This window comes from Lishizhenia tianjinensis (assembly GCF_900116425.1).
GTDB lineage: Bacteria > Bacteroidota > Bacteroidia > Flavobacteriales_D > Crocinitomicaceae > Lishizhenia > Lishizhenia tianjinensis.
This window is the reverse complement of the sequence record NZ_FPAS01000001.1, coordinates 113,370-135,203: the sequence shown is the minus strand read 5'-3', so window position 1 is coordinate 135,203 and position 21,834 is coordinate 113,370. Positions and strand designations below refer to the sequence as shown.

At 37.7% G+C, this 21,834-nt stretch carries 18 protein-coding genes; 2 read left to right on the top strand and 16 right to left on the bottom strand.

Annotated features, from left to right (window positions below):
- Window positions 1-42 precede the first annotated feature (42 nt).
- Together BM327_RS00620 and BM327_RS00615 are read left to right on the top strand one after the other, a co-directional pair.
- Window positions 43-543 carry a DUF2480 family protein gene (locus tag BM327_RS00620; protein ID WP_170853629.1) on the top strand — a complete coding sequence of 167 codons (501 nt, stop codon included), beginning with the start codon at window positions 43-45 and terminating at the stop codon, window positions 541-543.
- Window positions 540-1,082 carry an NADPH-dependent FMN reductase gene (locus BM327_RS00615; RefSeq protein ID WP_090247572.1) on the top strand — a complete coding sequence of 181 codons (543 nt, stop codon included), beginning with the start codon at window positions 540-542 and terminating at the stop codon, window positions 1,080-1,082. The genes BM327_RS00620 and BM327_RS00615 overlap by 4 nt, the downstream gene beginning before the upstream one ends.
- A 324-nt stretch (window positions 1,083-1,406) precedes the next feature.
- Here BM327_RS00615 and BM327_RS00610 read toward each other — a convergent pair whose 3' ends face one another.
- The 16 genes from BM327_RS00610 to trxA all read right to left on the bottom strand — a co-directional run bounded on the left by BM327_RS00610 (window position 1,407) and on the right by trxA (window position 21,719).
- Entirely contained in the window at window positions 1,407-2,120 is a 714-nt protein-coding gene (locus BM327_RS00610; protein ID WP_090245151.1) for a 3-oxoacyl-ACP reductase family protein, read from the bottom strand.
- A complete protein-coding gene (locus BM327_RS00605; RefSeq protein WP_090245146.1) occupies window positions 2,105-2,989 on the bottom strand; it encodes a GNAT family N-acetyltransferase in 885 nt (294 codons plus the stop codon). The genes BM327_RS00610 and BM327_RS00605 overlap by 16 nt, the downstream gene beginning before the upstream one ends.
- The gene (locus BM327_RS00600; protein WP_139230189.1) at window positions 2,979-3,974 is read right to left on the bottom strand and encodes a polysaccharide deacetylase family protein; all 996 of its coding nucleotides are present in this window, start codon (window positions 3,972-3,974) and stop codon (window positions 2,979-2,981) included. The genes BM327_RS00605 and BM327_RS00600 overlap by 11 nt, the downstream gene beginning before the upstream one ends.
- 254 nt (window positions 3,975-4,228) lie before the next feature.
- On the bottom strand, window positions 4,229-5,413 hold the full coding sequence (locus BM327_RS00595) for an McrC family protein (RefSeq protein WP_170853628.1): 1,185 nt from the start codon (window positions 5,411-5,413) through the stop codon (window positions 4,229-4,231).
- A 42-nt stretch (window positions 5,414-5,455) separates the two neighbouring features.
- On the bottom strand, window positions 5,456-8,212 hold the full coding sequence (locus BM327_RS00590) for an AAA family ATPase (RefSeq protein ID WP_090245135.1): 2,757 nt from the start codon (window positions 8,210-8,212) through the stop codon (window positions 5,456-5,458).
- 5 nt (window positions 8,213-8,217) lie between these two features.
- Window positions 8,218-8,367 carry a UvrB/UvrC motif-containing protein gene (locus BM327_RS00585; protein ID WP_090245132.1) on the bottom strand — a complete coding sequence of 50 codons (150 nt, stop codon included), beginning with the start codon at window positions 8,365-8,367 and terminating at the stop codon, window positions 8,218-8,220.
- 68 nt (window positions 8,368-8,435) lie between these two features.
- Window positions 8,436-11,033 carry a toxin-antitoxin system YwqK family antitoxin gene (locus BM327_RS00580; RefSeq protein ID WP_139230188.1) on the bottom strand — a complete coding sequence of 866 codons (2,598 nt, stop codon included), beginning with the start codon at window positions 11,031-11,033 and terminating at the stop codon, window positions 8,436-8,438.
- Between the two features lie 67 nt (window positions 11,034-11,100).
- Window positions 11,101-11,586, bottom strand: a complete 486-nt coding sequence (locus tag BM327_RS00575; protein WP_090245126.1) for a GIY-YIG nuclease family protein — start codon at window positions 11,584-11,586, stop codon at window positions 11,101-11,103.
- Window positions 11,587-11,710: 124 nt separating this feature from the next.
- Entirely contained in the window at window positions 11,711-15,145 is a 3,435-nt protein-coding gene (locus BM327_RS00570; protein WP_170853627.1) for a DEAD/DEAH box helicase family protein, read from the bottom strand.
- Window positions 15,146-15,151: 6 nt separating this feature from the next.
- The gene (locus tag BM327_RS00565; RefSeq protein WP_090245119.1) at window positions 15,152-16,240 is read right to left on the bottom strand and encodes a HigA family addiction module antitoxin; all 1,089 of its coding nucleotides are present in this window, start codon (window positions 16,238-16,240) and stop codon (window positions 15,152-15,154) included.
- Window positions 16,241-16,253: 13 nt separating this feature from the next.
- Entirely contained in the window at window positions 16,254-16,586 is a 333-nt protein-coding gene (locus tag BM327_RS00560; RefSeq protein WP_090245116.1) for a type II toxin-antitoxin system RelE/ParE family toxin, read from the bottom strand.
- 51 nt (window positions 16,587-16,637) lie between these two features.
- Window positions 16,638-17,834: a restriction endonuclease subunit S gene (locus BM327_RS00555; RefSeq protein ID WP_090245111.1), complete on the bottom strand. Its 1,197-nt coding sequence runs from the start codon at window positions 17,832-17,834 to the stop codon at window positions 16,638-16,640.
- Entirely contained in the window at window positions 17,834-19,312 is a 1,479-nt protein-coding gene (locus BM327_RS00550; protein ID WP_090245105.1) for a type I restriction-modification system subunit M, read from the bottom strand. Before BM327_RS00550 ends, BM327_RS00555 begins: the two co-directional genes overlap by 1 nt.
- A 281-nt stretch (window positions 19,313-19,593) precedes the next feature.
- Complete coding sequence (locus tag BM327_RS00545; protein WP_090245102.1) at window positions 19,594-20,253, bottom strand: hypothetical protein; 660 nt, start codon at window positions 20,251-20,253, stop codon at window positions 19,594-19,596.
- A 436-nt stretch (window positions 20,254-20,689) separates the two neighbouring features.
- A complete protein-coding gene (locus BM327_RS00540; protein ID WP_090245093.1) occupies window positions 20,690-21,094 on the bottom strand; it encodes an RrF2 family transcriptional regulator in 405 nt (134 codons plus the stop codon).
- 307 nt (window positions 21,095-21,401) lie between these two features.
- Window positions 21,402-21,719 (bottom strand): thioredoxin, encoded by a 318-nt coding sequence (trxA, locus tag BM327_RS00535; protein ID WP_090245088.1) that lies wholly within the window; start codon window positions 21,717-21,719, stop codon window positions 21,402-21,404.
- Window positions 21,720-21,834: the final 115 nt, after the last annotated feature.

Here is a 21,834-nt window from a genome sequence, read left to right as displayed (position 1 = left end):
GGAAGTGAGATCCTGCACTTCCCCCTTTTTTATGTTCAAAACATGCATACCCTTCACAATAATATACCCAATAAGTCAAAGATTACAGCGCTGGATCTAGCAGATTACGCCCCAAAAGAAGAATGGGTTAGTTTTGATTTAGCAGAACTTTTATATGAGGGTCTCATAGTAAAAGAAAAACAATTTAAAACTACTTTAAACAACTTAGACCTAGATGTGTTTAAGGGAAAAAGTGTGGCCGTGCACTATGATGATGAATTAATTTTACCTGCTTGGATTTTTATGTCCATAACCTCTCGTTTTTTGGAGGTTGCCCAGAATGTATCTTTTGGACCTATGGAAAACTTAAAGCTGCAAGCTTGGTTAAAGCAATTAGAAAACACTAATTTTGCGCACCTGAAAGATGAGCGTGTTGTAATTGTAGCCAGACCCGGAATTCCTCCGGAGGTTTATGCTAAAATCACACAGCTTCTTTCGCCCCTAGTTAAAGCCCTCATGTATGGCGAAGTAGGTTTACCCAAAGTAATATGGAAAAGGAAATGAAAGTATTGATATTTAACGGAGCTATAGAGCCAGTTGTTCAGTCTACATCTGCAAAGATTAGCACACTTTTAAAGAACAAATTTGATACTTTGGCATGTGAGACGGAGATCTTTAACATCACCGATTCTAACATCCCTCTTTTCAAACTAAACCCTGAAACTTTGCCTGCTCCTGTTGAGGCGATGAACAAATTGTTTAGAGCCACAGACATACATATTTGGATTACTCCTTTGTACCATGGCGGTATGACAGGTGCGATGAAAAACTGTTTGGACTGGTTGGAATACGGTAAAACTGAAGATCAAGTATACTTGGAAGGTAAAGTAATCGGTTTTGCGTGTTGGGCTGGTGGTGTACAAGCCATCAATGGTATCAATGCCATGGATACAGTTGCCAAAGCCTTGCGTGCTTGGACAGCTCCTTTGAGTGTTCCTATGCAATATGCTGATTTGTATACAACTGAAGGGGATATCAACCCGCATTATCAAGAAAGATTGGAGTTATTGGCTGAGGTGGTTACGCAATCGAAGCTGGGGTAGGTCAAATTCAATAATTTGATGATTTGAAGGATTTGATGATTCCGATAGGACGTGGCTGAACCACAAAGTTCGCAGAGGATTACACAAAGTACGCTGAGTGAATTTATAGATTTAAGCATCAACCTGCGGTTGACTATTTAATGATTTAAGGATTCAATAATTTGATGATTTGGAAATTTAGTCATTGAATTATCGGTATCTCGATAGTTCGGCTCCGCTCACCACGGCTCTCCGCTCGATAACTTATATTTTGCTCGACAACCTATATTTCGATACATCTAATTTTAGATTCGCTCATACTCCATACTCACACTCCATACTGCATTAGTATAGTCCTCCATTGAGGTTGAGGGTTTGACCGGTGATGAAGCTTCCTTCTTCTGAGAGGAGTAATTCCAAAGTTTTGGCGATGGTTGCTGGTTCTCCTAATTGATTCATAGGTACATTTTTTAGGATTTCAGAACGCAACTCTTCGGGCACATCATCTATCATTCCTCTGTTGAAATAACCTAAAGCCAAAGCGTTTACAGTGATGTTGAAGGCAGCTAGTTCTTTACTCATGGTTTTGGTCATACCGATGAGTCCGGCTTTGGACGCTGCATAGGCTGTGGTACCAATAAAACCTGTTTGCGCCACTACGCTACTGATGTTTACGATACGTCCCCAGTTGTGCTTACGCATTAGTGGAATGGCGTATTTACTGGTTAAGAAAGGTGCTTTGAGGTTTACATTTAAGGTAGCATCGAAATCTTCGCTAGACATTTTCCAAGAAATGGCACTTTTAGAGATCCCTGCATTGTTGATGAGCATATCTAAACGACCAAACTTCTCCTCTATTTTCGCCATCATCCCTTTCACCTCATGTTCTTGAGTAAGGTCTGCCTGCGTAAGTAAAACGTTTTGGTTGTCTATGTTTAAAATAGGATTCGCATTGAAGTGGAGCACTAATTTAATGTGACTTTGGGCTCTGAAATGTTCCGTTAAGGCCGTTCCTAATGCACCTGAGGCACCTGTAATCAATACTACTTTTTCTTCCATGCTTTTAAACTTTGTGCGAGTTTAAACCAAAAAGGAGAATTATCATAGTGATAAGCAAAATACTTTTGGTCTACTCCACCTAATTTATAATTGAAGGATTTAACGCTATCTACGCGCGATCCACCAAAATCAAATATTTTATGTTGGGCCACAGCTTCTTCTCTAGCATTGTTGAGCAAAGCGTACATGGCTCCTAATTTTTTCAAATCTTCAGAACTTGCTCCCTTTAAGTAAATACGGCGCTGCCCGAAATCCATTAAAAGTATACACGCTGCAATTTCTCCGGCAATGCGTACAACATGACTCACCAACTGTTGGGTTCCACTTAAGTTCTTGGCCAAGCGGTCAATGATTTCTACCTCATCACCCTTGTAAAAATCTAACTTCTCAGCCAAAGTATTGGTGATAAACTCGAGGTGTTCTGGTGTAAACGCTTCCTTTTCTATGCTATAACCCGACTTCTCAAATTTCTTGAATTGACGTTTGGCATTTGTAGAAATTTTGGCTTGCTCGTCATAACTTTGGTACACATAAATTTCAGAAGGAATCCACTCCGGAATTTCTCGTCTGAAGTTGACCATAGAACGCTTGAAATGCTGTTTTATTACCTCTTCGAGTTCCGACCTCCCAGCAGGAACATCTCCGATTACCTCTTGGTAACGACTAAAGAAGGGTTGGTACAAGGTTTTGATCCCCAAACGCACGGTATAGGGCAAGGCTACTCCCCAGTTTTCGTCCTTTTTCCAATAGACAAACCAGTTTTCTGCGGTAGCATCTAAATAAGTAGAAGTAGAAAAAATAGTTGCTCCGTGTTGCGCTACAAAATCATCCCAAGCCGCCTTATCCAGACGCTCTGCACTAATCAGCATGGGGCAAATCTTTAAAGGTTAAAAACTCGTGTTTCTTTTGCATGGCCTGAATATAACGTTCTAAACGCTCAAATGAAAATTCAGTCATGCTTTTTGGATGACCGATCACCACTAAATCCGTTCTTCCCGACTTTGCAAATTTGCGTGTAGCACTTTTGAGTTTAGAGGCGAAGTATCCATCCATACTAATATGGTTCCAAGAAGATTTTGTCAAATGTTTTTGTTTACGTCCGGGTTGGGCAATAAAATTACCATCTCCCAGCATTTTATGTCGCGAAGGTCTAACTCTCCCCCACCCATACAATTGCCAGTAAAACAAAGGATGATATTTCATACCCCCTATAGGAATTTCCGTAAAATAACCCTCAGGATTTTCATGGGTCAATACACTTTGAAATTGATAACGCCCCTTGTTGGGTGCTGAGGTAAAATCAAAGGCATAGTGCTCAGAGGAAAACTTTCCACCTTGAAAAACGGTGGTATCGTATTTTATTCCGAGTTCTTGAAAGGCTTTTTCCACTTTAGAAAAAGGTTGCAAACACCAACCTCCTGCTCTAAAACTATTCACTTTTCTTCCGATAATCTCTTCTAACTTTTCCTTGTAACGCTTCACCAAAGGATAGATTTCTTCTTCGGGGAAATCATCCAATTTATAGTGCAAATGCGTAATCATATTCCAACCTTCTGGCGTATAGTTACAATCTTCCCAATGCGGGTGAATGTGCAATTGAACATCGCTGCCTTCTGCAATGATTTTGTGCAATTGATCTACGACCAAATTATAGTCGTGCTGCAATTGCGGAAAATGTATCATTTCTCTTTCCATTGCCAAGAGGTACCCAATATCTACAAAGTAGGTCATCCCCACCCCATATTTGCGCGAAATATTAAGCAAACGCTCGGTAGGTTCCAAGATACACTTCTCCACGCTCCCCGTGGGGTTGCCGAAGAAAAGTTCATAATCGAGGGTCAGAAAAATGTTCATGCCGACTAAGATAGAGATTTTAGATGTTTAGACATTTAGACGGTTAGACTTTTAGAAGGGAATTTAAGAATTTAATATCGAACTGAAGTTCGACATTTAAAGATTTAAAGAGGTGTTGGCCTTCGAGACTTCCACTTTGTGGAACCTCAGGTCGGCCGTTAATTCTTAATTCAAAAATTAATATTTAAAAAACCTCAAGGTACTGAGGCCTGAGGGGTGAGGTACGAGCTGTCTTGAAGACCTATATTTATAGCTTAAACATTAAAAAACAAACTCAAATCTTGCATCCATGATTTCAATTTCTTTTCTGGGCGAAGGGTAATGATAGAACAAGATTGATCGCCAAGTTCTTTGGTGTGTTCGTGATAGTAGTTACCGGTAAACTCAGCATTTTCTATTCCGGGGTATACTAAGGCTACCTTTTGGGTTTGGTAGAATTTTGCGTAGACATACATTTGTCGTAAGTCTTCTGAACTTGGCACTGATCCATTGAGATTTTTCCATTTTGTATCTAAAACAATACAATCAGGTTCTCCCTTGTTGATGACAATATCAGGTCGCATAGTGGAAGCATTTCCCTTTTCTTGTTGCCAGAACTTTTTGGAGTGTTGCATGGAAATAGATCTTATCCCTTTGAGGTTCTTTTTTAAGCCCACATATACATACTTCTCCCACAGTTTGTTCATATCAAACATCAAGGCCAGTACATTGTCTCTACCATTGGTTAGGTCTGGGTGATAATTGAGAAGTATCAATTCTGCAATTTGAAGGGCTTTTTTGTAGCCTTCTGTTTTTCTATCTAAAGCAATTCTCTTGAGAGTGCTTTCAGTGATCTTAATATATTCCTGTTCTGGAAAGTTTAATAGAAGTGTAGAAATTCTACTCGTTAAGCTAGCATTGGTATTGAGTTGCTTTAAAACCATTAGGGCTTGCAACAATATCGCGTGTAAAACATGTTGCTGATCATACACGGTATGAGCGGTGTAAAAGCGTTCTTTATGAATGAGGTTATGATCTAAGTGTTTAGTAAAGTTTAAACTCCCCTTTAGACTTTTAACATTCCCTTCTGTTCTTCTATACTTTTTGACTAAACCTTGGTGTAAGAGATACTCCACCTCTTTTACAAACAAGGCAAAATAGAGATCTAACACAGAATTATTTTTCAGGGTCAATAGACTCTCAGAAGGTGCATCCACATTGAATTCTCCTACCGCGTGCAGCATTTCAATTAACCTTGACCTCCATTCATCCTGTGTCCCTGTTTTATCCGCCTTAGGCAAAACCTCCAAGGTGAGTTCACCAATCTGTAAAACACCTACAAATTGATTGAACTTTATTCCCTTATGTACCAATGAGAAATAAGGAACACCCTTCTCTCCATGGAAGGTTTGTAAAACCTCCAAATGTCGGCGCGTGAACTCCTTATTCTTTAAGGTCAAAGTTTCATGTTCGAAAACAGCTATTTTATGACGTATCCCCACCTATCCTATCAATTGATTCAAAGCTTGTTTGAATTCATTATCCTTCAAAGCACAAGGCTGTATGATATGATAGACATTTTTCTCCTCATACATACTTGCGTCATAATCATCGAAAATCGCAAATATATTGTGGTTGGTTAGCATTGATTTTTTCACAAAACCTTCTCCCAACACCAAACCTATCTTTCCATAATCACCATAAAAATACTCTTGCAATAAAGGAATGATCTTGTCCTGAAAGGCTGCTTTCAATTCCCTTAAGCTTGCGACATTAAGGAAATAACTATGACCAATACAATGATCTTTGTCCAACAACACCTCTATACGTTGATTGATTACCGAAAGGAGTTGAACCAAATCTACACCCTCTACCTCCCCATTCTCAGCTTTTCCAACTTCTCGAATTAATTCAGGTTTTGGCCCGACTTCCTTAAAGCTAAAACGACGTCTTAAGGCTGTATCCAAAGCTTCAACGCTACGGTCGGCTGTGTTCATGGTACCGATGATGTATAAATTACTCGGAACACCAAATTCTTCTTTTGAATACGGCAAAGTCACTTTGATTTCCTCCTTGGCTCCCAAACGTTTATCCTCTTCTATGAGCGTAATTAACTCACCAAAAATTGCAGAAACATTTCCCCTGTTAATTTCATCTATGATGAGGACGTGATTTTTGAACTCCGTCTCCTTTTTACTTTTTGAAAATTTCTTTTCAAAATAGTCTACTTTAATATCATCGTTATAGAACTGATAGATTGTTTGTTGTGATATGTTCTTATCCACGAATAAACTAGGGTCTGCATTCATATTTGTGGCAATCCATCTAACTTTTCTAAAATGATGATAAGGAATTTCTTCGCTTTCTCTGTATTCGTAATTTCCTGTTACAATCCCAACAGCATCTATGATTCTATTGCCTTTAGAAACTAATACAACATCCCCTAACTTTATTACATTTTTAAAGTAGTAAGTTGAGTTTACATTATAACTAGATTTTTCTACTAATTGAGGGAAATTCTCTTGAAATTCAACTTGGTAATCCTTCCAATTACTCGCTCCTATTGTATCTAGGTCATTATTCCCACCATAACCTAAAGCAATAACATTGTTGGTTATACACCAATCATGAACATCTTTTCTATTCTTCCCCCCTAAACTCATCTTAAAAAATTCTAACGTAGAAAAATCAATAGCACTTTCTTGCTTTTCGATTCTACCATCTACGCCTTTAGCCAGAGAAGATATTTGTTTAAAAATTCCGTCTTGGATTTCGTAAGAAACTTGCCCATCTTCGGTTACAGGTTTAATTCCCTCTACAAAATCCTCGTAAGACATGCTTTGGTGAAAAGTTGAAAACAAGATGTTTTTAGACTCAACAAGTCTATTGTATTCTGCGTTTAACTCATCTCTTTTTTCAATTTTATTACCCGTGATGATTTCAACGGCTTTAGATTTTGTCTCGTATGTTTTACCGGTACCCGGAGGACCGTAAAGTATTTCGTTTAAGGAATAAGGCATAGAATAATTTGTTTTCGGTTCTCTCAATTCACTTTTAGCATTTCGTTCTTTTTGAAATTCTAGATAAGCACCTATTGAAGCTGAGTAAAACCCGTTGTTGGCATAAGAAGGTGGGGCTGAAGCATTGTAATAGGGACCGTCGATGTTCTTCTGATTGGCTATCAAGTCTACGTGCAACTCACCTAATAAATCAAGATCATCAGTTTCATAAATAACATAATCTAAAGACTCTTGCAACAACTCTATCGCCCTTAAATAAGAGGCCACTTTATTACTTCCTTTTCCATTTGACTTCTTCAGCCATTTTTCGAAATCTTTCTGGTAATTAAAATGTTCACTATTATCTATTCCTTCTAACATAGTATAAAGTATATCTTGTGCTAACAATAAATGATTCTTACCATCATATAACTTTGGAAGAAGAGATTTTACAAGATCAATTAACTCTTCATCTTTTTGAATATATCCAGAAATAAATTCATTTAACAATTCTAAATAATGAGCGTATTTCTTGTTCTTTGAAGCAGTTTTAACATCCAATAACTTACAGAAAGCTTGATAAAATGAATTTTTATAAAAGGTGTATTTATCTGGGTTGTGATAGGTTAAATATGCTGAAATAGTTCGCTCATCCTGATGATGTCCGTGAGATCCGTTCAGTGACTTGTAAAGCTTTAAGGTTTGTTCAGTAAACTGCCTTACACGTTGACTTAAATCTATTTGATCATCAAACAATTGTTGAAAACAAGTACGAAACTCCTCAGGTTTTTCTTCTGCTAAAAACTTACGAACGGAATTAGACATTGCATAAACCAGGTTAGCAAAATCCAAAGCTTGAATTTCATCCTTGAAATTTTCAGTATTTACATCAGGTCGACCTTTAAATTGCTGAACTAACTCCCATTTGTAACGCTCGTTTTCTAATTTAGATGTACAGATATGGGATTTATAAGCATCAATCAGTTCCAAAATTTTGGTATCAGCGAATATTTTAGCTTTTATTTCAAAACCATGTGTTTTCAAAATTGCATTTGTTTGCTCTCCACCCGAATAATTCCAAATGCGTTCTCCATTCATTTCTTCATGCGCAAATCGCATGATTTCTTTTGGTGGGTAAAGATTCTCATCGATTTCAACATCCCATTGCATTGAAGGAAGTAATTCTATACTTTCCTTTTCAATACGGTTAGCTGCCCGTATGATATGATCTTTGGTTATCTGATTTGGGAGGAATGGCATAAGTTTTATCTTTTAGAAATATTCTTCAATTGGTTTTCGAATTTCAAAATCTCATCTCTTAAATCTGTAGCTAAAACGTACTCTTGTTTTTCTATAGCCTTTGACTTTTGTTGCTCAAGTAACCTAATTTTCTCTTTAATTTCTTGTACGTCCATATCTACTTATTATCTCCCCACCAACAATTAAAATACGTGATGTTTGCAATTTTCTTCGTTACCATTTCCTAACTAATCTTAAGTCCAGTTTTGTACTTGTCCTTTTTAATTACTTTACCTTCTTTATCGTAAAATTTCGTATTTCCTTCTCTTAACCCGTTTTTCACCTTTACTTTTATCAGATCTGCTTCTTTAGATTCCTTTATAAAATAATCCCCTGTAAAAGCTTCTGAACTATTTATATAAAAATACTTCTCTAAGGTAACCTTATTGTATTTATATGTTTTTATCACGTATATATCTTGCTCATAGTCATAATAGTACCAATCACCGATTTTGGTTCCCAATGACAACTCCCCCTTAACAGTAAGCCTTTCCTTAGTATCATAAAGTACGTATAACCCAATTTCTTGGATATAATATTTACCAATATTATTAAGACCATTTACGAAATCTTTATGGAACTCAAATGGATTACCATCTCCAGTAAATCGATATTCTTGTTGAGAAACTTTCAATCCATCTCGGTATATTGTTTGTATAACTGTTTTATTTGAAAAGTTATTTATTTTGTATGAATGAGTCATTAAGCCGGATAACTCATCATATACCTTAATAGATACCAAATTGTCATTTTCAAATTCTAGCTCTTGTAAATTGTCTCCATTTAAATTATTCAACCTTGTAACACCGTCAAATTCATCCTTGACATAATTGATTTCCATCAAAACCACTTTATCCTTACCGTACGTAACCCAATTACCTGTTTTAAGGTCAGATTGATATTCCCCTTCACTAAAAACATACCCATATTCCTTATTTAACAATGCAGATTCTAACCATACACCTTGTTTTTTACCATAATAATATTCACCCTTTTCTATTACAGTACCTACTGAATCCTTATAAATAACATCTCCATGAAGTGTTCCATTTAAGTAATGTTCTTTCAGGTAAGCATCTTCAATTTCATAACAATCTCCACCTCCTTGACAAGGTATTTTTTTCATGTAAGAAAATCGTTCAACAACACCATTTAGTAGTCCATTATTGTATTGTTCTTTTAATCTTAACTGACCAGGTAAATTCATTAACTCCCCATTTTCTACCGGTATTGACATCCCATGATGATAATAACTCCAATTCCCATGCTTTTTACCTTTATTATAAGGACCTTTTTCCATAAGCGAACCTGAGTTAAAATAGTAGCTCCACATTCCATGCTTTTTACCAAGTTGATATTTACCTTTCTTCAATAAAACTAGTTTTGAAGAATCAGTGCGGATCACAGTGTTAAAAAGGGATGCCGACAAATCAAAATACATCATATAATCCCCTTGTAGGCTACCCATGTCATAAGAACAAAATACTAGTGTATCGTTGCTCGGTATCATACAAGGACCATTTAACTCACCTTGATAGTAGGTTTTAGATTCCAACAATCTAAACTCTTCTCCCTCCTTGATTTCACCTTTCCACAATCCATTCTTTTTATCATATAAATAATCACCTGTCAATTTGTACCCTATTTCTCCCTCATCATTATAAAAATAATTAACATACTCCCCATGCAATTGATCATTTTTATAATTAGATTCCAAGATTAACTTACCATCCTCATACTCATAAAACTTCCCTTCATTAACACCATTCTTTTTGAAATAATGATATTCCAATTTCCCCTCCTCATTATACTCTTTAAACTCACCACTTTCTACACCATTAGCAAAAGCACCGATCCTTTTCAATTGACCATTCTCATAATATACTTTAAAACTCCCGTCAAATTCTCCGTTTTTCTTGTTATATACAAGTTCAAGAACACCTTCTTCTGTATATTCTTTAAAGTTCCCATGTTCCTTACCATTTAACATAAAACCTTCTTTTTCCAATTTAGAATTTTCGTAGTACGATTTTATGCTACCGTTAAGTACTCCATCCTTTACATTATATTCAGACTCCTTACTTCCATCGCCCCTATATTCTACAAAAAAACCATGCTGCTCACCGTTTTTAAACACACCCGTTTTCTTCAATGTACCGTTGTAATTATAGGATTTAAAAGGACCATGTAACTCACCATCCTTCATGACATACTCTAACTTTAGTGTTTTTCCATCCCAGTAATATTCGTATTTCTTACCATTATCAGGGTCATAAACTCCAGACTTTAAAATCAATTCAAAATTATAGGCAGTAACTCCCCCATCGTCATAATAAGAACTACTACTTTCTCTTTTCTCAGTTGTTAATTCTAAAAAATACCTACTATTTTTATACGTAGATATAATTTCATTATCCTCTATTACGCTCTCATTAAGTTTATAGCCTAAAGAATTGATTTGGTTATGAACCTTATTGTACGAAGTTTGATTAAATACACTATAAAGTACTTTATTAGATAAACCATCGAATGTATACAGATGAAACCATCCTGATGCTTTCCCTCCATAACCTCGATTAAAAGTCCATGTTATCGTGTTATACCGATCGGAAGAGCCTTTTTCGGATTCATAATACTCCCACCCTTTGTCAGTTAGGTAATTATTAACTTTTGTCCAATCAGATTGACTACATACATACTGAAGGTCTTTCAACGTTAAGGTTTGATTGAAGCCGATAAAAACTTGGCTTAAAAAAAACAGAAAAACGATTATTTTTTTCATTGAATTTAATTTTCGGTTTGACTTTATTGGTTTTTAATCTTTTAATTTAGTTTTTTTTAGTTTGTATCTAATCTACTTTAGCATCCACCCACCAAAAGTTGGTGCATGATGTCTGTAAACAACCGTACTCTCCGTTATTAATTACAATTATTTTTCCGTCATCTTGCGTATCAACTTGCATCGCCGATGAATCTAGGTTATGGAGATACTCCTTATTAAAAGCGGGTTTATGATTTGCTATCAATATAGATTCTAACTTTTCAAGTTTGAATCTATATTTTTCATCTACCTGACCGATAGAAATGGTCTTATTATGAACATAGCTAAAAATTCCCTTTAAGTGTTGATTCATCCTGCCTTTAATCTGTTTGGAAATCCCTATATACAGCAATACGTTTCTTCCGTATACTGGGTGATCTCCGTAGATTTGGTATAAAAAATCGGTCTTTTGTTCTAAAACATTTCCGAACTTACTCTTAAAGTCATTTAAAGAATTTACTTTTTCACTTGCCGTCCAATCGATAATGATTTCTTGATAAGGGGTGGTTTTCATTTTATTAATTTTATTCAATTGTGTTGGCCTTCGAGACTTCCACTTCGTGGAACCTCAGGCCGCAAATCTTTGATTTAACGGAGGCCTGAGGTCCGACGAAGGAGGAGTCTCGAAGGCCGATATTTTATGCTATCTCTGCATTTTCATTTATTCTATCTAAAAGTGAGATGACTTTGAAGGCGTCGGCATCGTCGAAGACTCCGAGGAGGCCTTGGTCGTTGATGTCGGTGAAAGGGGCTTCGAAGAGCATACTCTTGTCTATGGTTCCATTCTTTTCTAAGAAAGAAATGATGTTTTTTATAAAGGTCATTTGGTCGGCTTTTAGGTTTCTAAGTTGAATGAACTCCGAAAACGCAGCATTTGCGGCTTGTATGTCTAACCCAACTATAGAGCGAATAAATACACCCAAGGGTTGTTCTCCAAATTCTTCTGTAAAGGTTTCTTTCGTTCCTCTTTCTTCACCGTCAAAAAGTAAAGTTTCTAACGCTTCTAACTCCTCTTTTGTGATGGGCTCGTTGTTACGGAGCTTTTGTATGATCAAATGGTGTTTGTTCTTTCGAATGTAGCTTTCTACCCTTTCTCTGTAAGTAGCCAAAGCATTTCCGTAAGGAACAGGGTCTTCGTTTACCATAGAAAGTTGCACATCATCGGTTAAGGAAGTATAGACAATTTCTGTGGGTTCGCTCTCAAGGTATTTCATGAGCTCACGCACGGTTAATCTTACCTCATCCAAACGACGCAAATAAACTTGTTTCCAGAAATTTGGACTTTGTAAATCATCCAAAGTTTTGAGTTCTCTTTTTACGTCGGGTACGTTAACGCGACTCAAATTCTTACCTACCTCGGCTGCTTTTCTTATGTAATTGCTTGGAACTTTACCGGTTAACTTGGCCAATGCTATGGTTAACATGATGATGTCGAACCTACGGGCCAATTCATGGTCTCCTTTTTTCGGTAGAATTATGGGCGCTATCTCAGATTTCAAATCAATGTAATCTGTCTTTTTTAAGTGATTCCAATTTTCGCGGTTAGAAAAATAGGTCTTTGCACGCAATTTCATTTTCACTTGAAACCTGTCTTCATCTAAGGTGCTTACCCTTTCAAATAATTCTCGCGTATAACTTTCATTTAACTCTCGCTCTTCTTCATTGGCATCCATTTTCTCACGGATTTCTGCCATGATGTCGAGCTTCATTTCAAAAATACGCTGGGTAAGACTAGTGGTAACACCACCATCTATACCGTCAGGATTGGTACCGAAAAACTCAAAATTTTCGCAGAGATCGAAGATTAGGAAGTCTTTTTTATCTCTGTTCGGACCAAAAAGATTAGGACACAAACGTGTTCCTCTTCCTATCATTTGCCAAAACTTGGCGTAAGATTTCACGGCTTTGAAGAACATCAGGTTTACCACACGTGGCGCATCTACTCCTGTATCCATCATATCTACAGAAACGGCAATTTGCGGATTTAGCTCTTGGTTGGCATCCGTAAATTTGTCTAACAAATCTTGCGCTTTACTTTCATAGTTATCAATCACCCTTAAAAAGTTACCCGCATGTTCTGGGTACATGTTGTTAAAGCGTTCTTCTATGAAAACAGCGTGTTTGTGGTTGTTGGCAAATATGATAGTTTTACCCAACTTGTCTCCACCCTCTACTTTAATTCCGTGGGTCATTAAATGATTAAGGGCTTTGTCTACCGTATCTGTATTGAATAACCAGTTGTGTAAGGCAGAACCTTCTATGGATTCTGGAATTTCTCCCGTCAAGGGATCTCCAAACTTTTCTTCGTATTCCTCTTTTTCTCTTTCGTCTAAATCTTCATAACGGATTCCTTCTCGCATGAATTTGATGGGCATGGTGATTCCTTTAAAAGGCACCAAGAAACCATCTTTTACCGCATCTCTGAGCTCGTAACCGTAAGTTGGGTTCTTGTCTTCTACGCGGAATAATTGATAAGTACTTCTATCTACATGATCTATGGGCGTTGCCGTTAAACCGACTAACAATGAATCAAAGTACTCGAAAATTGCACCGTATTTTTTATACACAGAACGGTGGGCTTCATCTATGATGATGAGATCGAAATGACCTACGCCGTAGTAGCGTTCATCGTCTGTTTTGAGTGCATCTATTTTATTCATGATGGTTGGGTAGGTACTGAACACAATACGCGTACTTCCATCTTCTTTTTCTTTGGTTAAATCTACCGCACTGAGGTGAGGCAGGTGTTCGTTAAAGGCATTTTTGGCCTGCGTTACCAAAGCATTTCTATCGGCCAAAAACAATACGCGTTTTACCCAATTACATTTGGTAAGCATATCTACCAAAGCGGCCGAAGTTCTTGTTTTACCCGAACCCGTTGCCATAACCAAAAGGGCTTTTCTACCTCCCGCTTTCAGTTCCCCGTTGGTGGTAGTACCTACAAAGGTTTCTGCCACACGTTGCAAGGCTTCCTTTTGATAGTACCTGCCAGCTATGTTTTCGTTGACTTTATATTCTCTAATATCTTTTCGGGTAGATCTTCTATCAATTAAGAGTTGTAATTCATCTTTGGTGTAAAAACCTTGTACTTCTCTATCGGGGTAAAAGGTATCATCCCAAATAAAATTCTCGAAACCGTTGGTGTAGAAAATAATAGGACGTTGCTGGTGCATTTGCTCCAAGCAATCTGCATACAACTGCGCTTGGTGTTTTCCCTTACGCGCATCTGCCATGGTTTTCTTGGCTTCTATAACTGCCAAGGGTAAACCATTGTCTCCCCAAAGTACGTAATCTGCATAGCCTTTGCCCGATTTATTGGTAGTAAGCGGCATACCTTTTACCTCGTACTCTAATTCATATCCCTCACGTAAATTGCTCCAACCGGCTTCTTTGAGGAAAACATCTATGAACATTTGGCGTGTTTTGGCTTCTGACACCAATACAGGCACTACCTTTTCTATTTCAACAACTTGTTCTCGCTCAACCTTACGCGCTTTAACATTTTGTTCTTGATCTAACAATTGTTGTTGCAAGGAGGCAATGAGTTCTGCTTGTTCTTCTAATTGTTTTCTTTCTAGAAGGGCCTGTTCATTTTTAAGGTTCAATTGCTTTTCTAGCAACTGAATTTCTTCTAGGGTTTGTTTAATTTCTTCTCCGGTGGGTATGAGCGACTCATCGAAGGGAAGAATAAGGGGTTCGTTTTCTGAATAATATACGGCCACAAAAGCCGTAAACCTGTATAAATTCTGTAGAGCAACCAAGGCCTCTTCTTTGCGAATGGAGTTACCATGTGCGGCATTATCTCCTATTTTTTTAAGGAGGTAAATTTCTCTAAACATGGAAGGTTTGAGGATGTCTTTGAAACACTGCTCGTGCAACAAGGCGCCCAAGTTTTCTCTGTAGGGCCTTTCTAAATCTGGATCGTTGTTGAACAACCAGTTTACGGTTTTCTCCAAGGCACTTCTACAAATAACTGCACAAGCTTTGGGCGAAGTAAAAGTTAATTTTTCTGCCTCTTTAGCCTCTTTGTAGATGGCTCTCCATTCGGTAGCTAAGAATTTAAAGTTGCTCATTATTTTTTATTCACTAAGGTTTATAGATTGAATAAATTCTCTTCCTAAGCTGTAAGGTAATAATTTTTTAAAGTGAAATCTTCCTATTATCATAGCTGGGTGTGTACCAAACTTCTTTGCAAACTTCTCTATATCCTCAACGAAGAGAGGTTTTTTGGATAAAACTTCTTTTTCCTCCGCCTCACTAAATGTTAACTCTACTGCAAATTTATCTGCTTCTTTTTCTTTCAACTCTTCCTCGTCATCGTAATCTACATTCTCCATAGAAACAAATTTTTTCCCATGTAATAAGATATGACCTATTTCATGAAAGAAGGTAAACCAAAAAATGTCATTTTGTTTATAGCGTGCAGAAAGTTGAACGAGCGGTGTATCTTTAACCCATCGCGTTGAACCATGAACTGAAGCTCCTGGTAAACAAGGTGTATACACCACTTTAACTCCTGCTTTTAGACAGACTTCTTGTATTTTTTTGAAAAAATTTGAAGGGTGGTTCGCCATTATTTTCTTTAACTCGGGAAGAAGCGACTTTAAAGTAGATTTGTCGAAAGGTGGAGCACTTAACTCTTCTGCCTGCAGTTCACCTCTTCTCAACCAAGCCGCCATAGCATAGGGCTTTTTAGCGTTTGATAAGGATATTCTAAAACTTACGGGTACTTTTTGTTGGAAATAGTATGCATCAAACGCAGCTTTGGAACTAATAGAAAAATAATCGTAAATATTCTCGAGCTTTTCCTTCTTCTTACGTGTGGTTGTAATCCATCCAAGCCTTGCCATTTCTGCATAAGGAAAATTAGATCCCCATTCAAGCTCTGCTTCAATTTGTTCTTCTCTCTTTTTACGTGCTAAAAATATATCGTACTTTTTTTGACGCTCTAACCAAAAATTAGCTGGAATTTTTAAAACATCTTCAAAAAGCACTGCCATATCTGGTGTAATAGCACTTGTAGCATTTAATATTTTGCTTATCGTTTTTTCAGGCTTTCCAGTTCTTACAGCAAACTCTTTTGGACCTAGCTTTAATTCTTCTAAAATTTCTGCAAGGGTTGCACCTGGGTGACTTACAAAATCTGGTAAATAACTATTTGCTTGCATGTTCAACTCCTTTCTAATGATAATCTGTTATTTCTATAATTTCAACACCAAGTATTTCTATCCAAAGGTATTGACCGTTTTTATTGGTAGGAATAGGATTTTCATGGGGTTCAAAAATTAAGCGGTAGGGTTGATCTAAATCACATGCCCATTGCCCTTTTCTATCTCCTGTCAATTCATGATACTTCCCTGGCAAATACCTCACATCTTCCAAACTACTTGCTGCAGACAAATCATCTAAGCGTTGTTTTAGTTTTTTCGCTCTTAACATACCCAACTTACTAACCGCAACTTTATGTTGGTTGGCGTACTTCTCTAACTTGGTTGTGGCAAATGTAATATTCATTAGGTGATAAAAAAAACAATTAACACTTTCTGTTAACTAAAAAACTTTAAACTATACTATTTCTTTACTTAACTCCCCTTTAAATGCCCGTTGGAGTAAGGAATTAAACAAATCTTCTGCCTTGGCCAAACTCTCTTGCGCTTGGGCTTTTTGTTGTTCTATGGCTTGAACGCGTTCGGCGAATTGGTTTTGAAGGTTTAAAGGTGGATTATTAATTTTTAACCTACGCAATTGACTCAAACTTAAAAATTGCTGTGCTCCTCCTAAGGAAGCCATCCAGACAATCTTTTCTTTCATGTTTCTACTATTTAGTAGATATTCAATATAACGTCCGTCAATTATCCCTTTTATTGGTTTTAATAACGCAACATTTTTCATACTAAATTCATAATTTACAATGTTTAATGCTGCAGTACCTAAATTTGCTCCTATGTTAGTGTACAATACATCCCCATATTCTGGATTACATCTTTTATATATATCTTCATGCACAGATTCTTCAACATAATCGCTATTTATATAATCAATTTTAAAAGGACGTATATGTTTTCCTGTAATGAACTTCACACCACTAGATATTCTTTGGGGTGTATCATGCGTTCCATCTGTCACCTTGTTACAAACCTCACTCATTAAAACAACCTCCCACCCTTTCGGATTGGTAACAGGATCTCCAAACATCTCCAAAAACAAACTTTGGGTGAGTTCATCGTATTTGGCAATGAGAGCTTTTGTTTTTTGTCGGTACAGGTCTGCGGCATCTAAAATGGCAGCAATTCTTTTTTGTTCTTCGAGGGGGGGGAGAGGGATTTTTGTTTCTGAAACATACCTCTTTAATTGGAGATTAATTATTCCTGTCGTTTTATTTTGAAAGGCATTGGTATAACCAAACTTATGATTTGCAAACAAAACGTACAACAAGAATTTCGGAGAAATCAACTCCGTTTTAGGTCTAAGTACAGATGTGAAATTATTACATAAATATTCTCCTTCTTCGTCAAAAAAGACAACCCTTCCCACAGGTTGTTTTGGACCTCCACCTGATTTTTCAATAATCACATCACCTTTTCGAAGTTTTTTTTCCTCAACTTTTTTTAGAGTTATATTTCTCTCAACTACGTCAGATAATTCCAATTTTCCTTCATTCGTGAAATTTGTGGTTCTAATTACTTTTACTCCTTCACCATCGCTTCCCCATTCACCGGATATTGGTTTATCAATTACTTCTTTTAATTCAATAAACTTCATTACCCTAATATATCTTTCAATACTTTTAACGCCTTATTTCTCTCCTTATCCAATCCTTCAATCTCTTTAATCAACACCTCTGGAGCAGCATATTCAATTTCCTCGTAAACAATTTCTTTGTAACGGTTAATGGAAAGGTCCCAGTCGTTGTTTTTAATTTCTTCAAAAGGAACTAAGAAAGAGGAGTCGGTACGCTTTCGCTCTTTTTCTTGCTCTAACTGGCTGTAACGCGCCAAGATGTCTGGGATATCATTTTCTTTCACCTCGGCACGCTTGTCGTCTAAACTATAACCATCGGCTTTCATGTCGTAGAACCACACATCATCTGTACCGCCATTGCCCGTTTTGGTAAAGATAACCACCGCCGTACTTACCCCTGCATAAGGTTTAAACACCCCGCTTGGCATAGAGATAACGGCTTCTAGTTTATTGTTTTCTATAATTTCTTGGCGTATTTGCTTGTGGGCTTTGCTGCTTCCAAATAACACACCATCGGGTATAATTACCGCGGCTCTCCCTCCTATTTTTAGCATGCGCAACATAAGGGCTAAGAAGAGCAATTCAGTTTTCTTGGTTTTTACCGTTTTGAGCAAAGAAGATTCTACAGAATCGTAATCTAAACTCCCTTTAAACGGAGGATTGGCCAAAATAAGCGAGAATTGGTTACGCACATCGGCGTTGCTTTCGCTTAGGGCATCCTTGCCTATTAAGTTAGGGTGGTCTATACCGTGGAGTTGGAGGTTCATGGCACCAATACGCAACATGGTGCTGTCAAACTCTACTCCGGTAAACATTTTATTGTGGTAATGTTCTCTAAAATCTTTTTCGTGGAACCATTCCTCATGGTTTTCATGTATGTATTCACCGGCACTCACCAAGAAGCCCGCCGTACCACTAGAAGGGTCACAAATGGTATCTTCTTTTTGCGGCTGCATCATTTCTACCATCATTTTAATGATGTGGCGCGGTGTACGGAACTGTCCGTTCTTCCCTGCAGAGGCCGTTTTAGACAACAAGTATTCGTACAAATCACCTTTGGTGTCTCTGTCTTCCATTTTAATACCTGCTATCATCTGCACCACTTGGTCGAGTAGTCGCGGTGTAGAAATCATAAAAGTTGCTCCTTTCATGAATTCGCCAAACACACCTGCATCGCTCCCTACTTGTTTCATGTGGTCAAAGACGGTCATGTCATCTACCATAGGTTTGGTAAAGAGATCGAACATCACTTCCGCATCTTGGTCTTTGAGTTTGTTCCAACGCAAAGCCTCTTGCGCTGCGGTAAAGAAAGGAGGTTTCTCCAAGGGCTTGCCAATTAGATTCGCTTTCTTCTCTTCTAGCAACTGCTTTTCATCCAAACGACGAATGAACAACAAATAGGTAAACTGTTCAATAACTGTAATGGGGTTGGTAATACCACCTGTCCAAAAAGACTCCCATATTTTATCTACTTGCGACTTTAATTCTCCTGTAATCATGTATATGAATGCTCTTAATTCTGTATGTAATTCTTAGGCAGATCAAGGTGTTTTGATCGTGTAGGTCAAAAATATTGATTTTGTTGGGTTATGGGTGGTTTATCTTTTGAATTTATTGTAGAAAGAGGGGATTTTCCTGTTTGGGGGTTGGCCTTCGAGACTTCGGCTTTGCCGAACCTCAGGCCGCCCGTTAATTCTTAATTCAAAAATCAAAATTTAAAAAACATCAAAACTCTGAGGCCTGAGGGACGAGGTAGGAGTAGTCTCGAAGGCCGATATTATTACTCTTTCACCCTATCCTTTACGGGGTTTCTACTTTGTAGGTAGCCGAGCTTTTTAATTCCATCGTGGATTTCTTGAAGGTTGTTGGGGACTTCGTTATTAAGGAGCCAATTGAGTTGGAGGCCGTGGGAGCGGGCGGAGCGGGTGAGGTATTTGTTGTTTTGGTAGTGGTGACCGAGTTCTTCTAGGTCGGGATAGAGCTCTAGTTGTTCTTTGTTAGTCAATTGTGTGCGCTGCAACAAGGCTTTGAAGGTTTTGGCCAAAATGAATTTGCACCAGGTTTCGACTTGTTTGTATTTAAAGGTAGTCATGCTCTGACTGTGCAGTTTGAGGCTTTCATTTAGGACAAAGATGTTTAGGTCTACTTCGCCGTAGGTGTCGCCGGTGAGTTGGGCGTGGGTTTCTATTTTACGGTAGAGGTCGCGCAAGAACATGAGGAGTTGTCCGGGAGTATAGAGCATTGCATTGTTGTGTAGTTCATCGTCGAGGGTATGAAAAAGTTTTTCTCTGAGTTCAACGACGGTCAAAGTATTGAGCAATTGAAACTCTAGTTTTTGGGCATAGGATTCGTTTTTACTTAAAAGTTCTAATAGAATTTTGTTTTTCTGGTCGGCCGATAAATTACAGACCGCTTTTTGGAGGGCTGGGGAGATTTTCATGAGGGTTAGGTTTTGATTGAGAACAAGTTAGTGAAAATGATTTAAGAATTCAACAATTCAACAATTCAATAATTCAAAGATTCAAGGATTCAACGATTCAAGAATATTGGTTGTGGTAGTTAACGTTAACAGAGCAATGGTTTGTGCGATGCATGAATTCTGAATTCAAAAATCAAAATTTAAAAAGTTAACAGGACACTGAGGCTTGAAGTCCGATGTAGGAGGAGTCTCTAAGGCCGATTACGCGAAGTAAGAACATAAACTCTTACCTAAAACGAATCAAACAGGGGTAGAATGGAAAACCCACAGGAAATTTTGCTTAGGAAACACGCTGTGGCAAAAGCGACCTAAGAAGCTTTGGGTACAGGGATGTTGAAATGCAAAAGAGCCGAGGATTTGCAATGGCGCCCCGGCCGTTTGCCTTCTTCTCTCCTATTTACAAATCGGCAATGGTTTTGTTTTCGACTACATTAAGGATGCTGTCTCTCACCTCTACCATGGCTTTGTTGAGCTTGCAGCTTTCTTCCGAATCACAGTCTTCGCACTTTTCGTAGTAGTTTAAACTCACGCAAGGCAGCCAAGCGATTGGTCCTTCCAAAGCCCTATACACCTTGGCCAGCGAAATTTCATTGGCCGGTTTCATCAGGTAGTAACCTCCGCCCTTTCCTTTCTTGGAAGCGAGTATACCTTGCTTTTTAAGATCTAAGAGTATAGACTCTAAGAATTTGAGGGAAATGTTTTGAGATTGCGCGATTTCTGAGATCAACACAGGTTTGCCTTTCTCTTGTTGAGCCAGGTAGCTGAGTGCTTTTAAACCGTATTTCGTTTTCTTAGAAATCATGGGGTAAAAGTATATCTTTTTCTAGAGGTGGGAGGAATTTTTGGTCAGAATTTTTAAGATAGAACTTGAGTGTCCGCTATTCTTCCGAACTAAATCTGAACACGAAACAATTCATCTAGTACAACCTACTCAAAGGACTTTAAAAACCTAGACTTTCGAGTTAAATTACGTCAAAAGCATCAACACTCAACATTTCCTTTAAAGGGGTTTCGGAAAGAAAGCGGACACTCAGTGATCCATGAAATTTATAGCACAAAAAAAAGCCTTGACGCATACGCCAAGGCTCCACTTTTATATCTTGATCTAATTAAAGAATCGCGTCTAATTTAGATGCCAATTGTGCTTTAGGAACTGCTCCTACTGACTTATCAGCAACTTCACCATTTTTAATGAATAAGATAGTTGGGATGTTTCTTACTCCGAACTTAGCAGAAATTCCAGGGTTTTGGTCAACATTCACCTTTCCAATCACTGCTTTCCCTTCGTATTCTCCATGCATCTCATCAACGATAGGTCCAACCATTCTACAAGGTCCACACCATTCTGCCCAAAAATCAACCATAACTGGTTTATCTGAGTTCATTACTACTTCGTCAAAGTTAGCATCTGTAATTTCTACTGCCATTTCTATTTATTTAATGTTTATAATTCCTTATCCGAGGATAAATTTAACGTTTCAGTTCTATCAGACAAATATTTTACCAATTAAATTCTACTGACAGCTTGGCATGCTAAATACA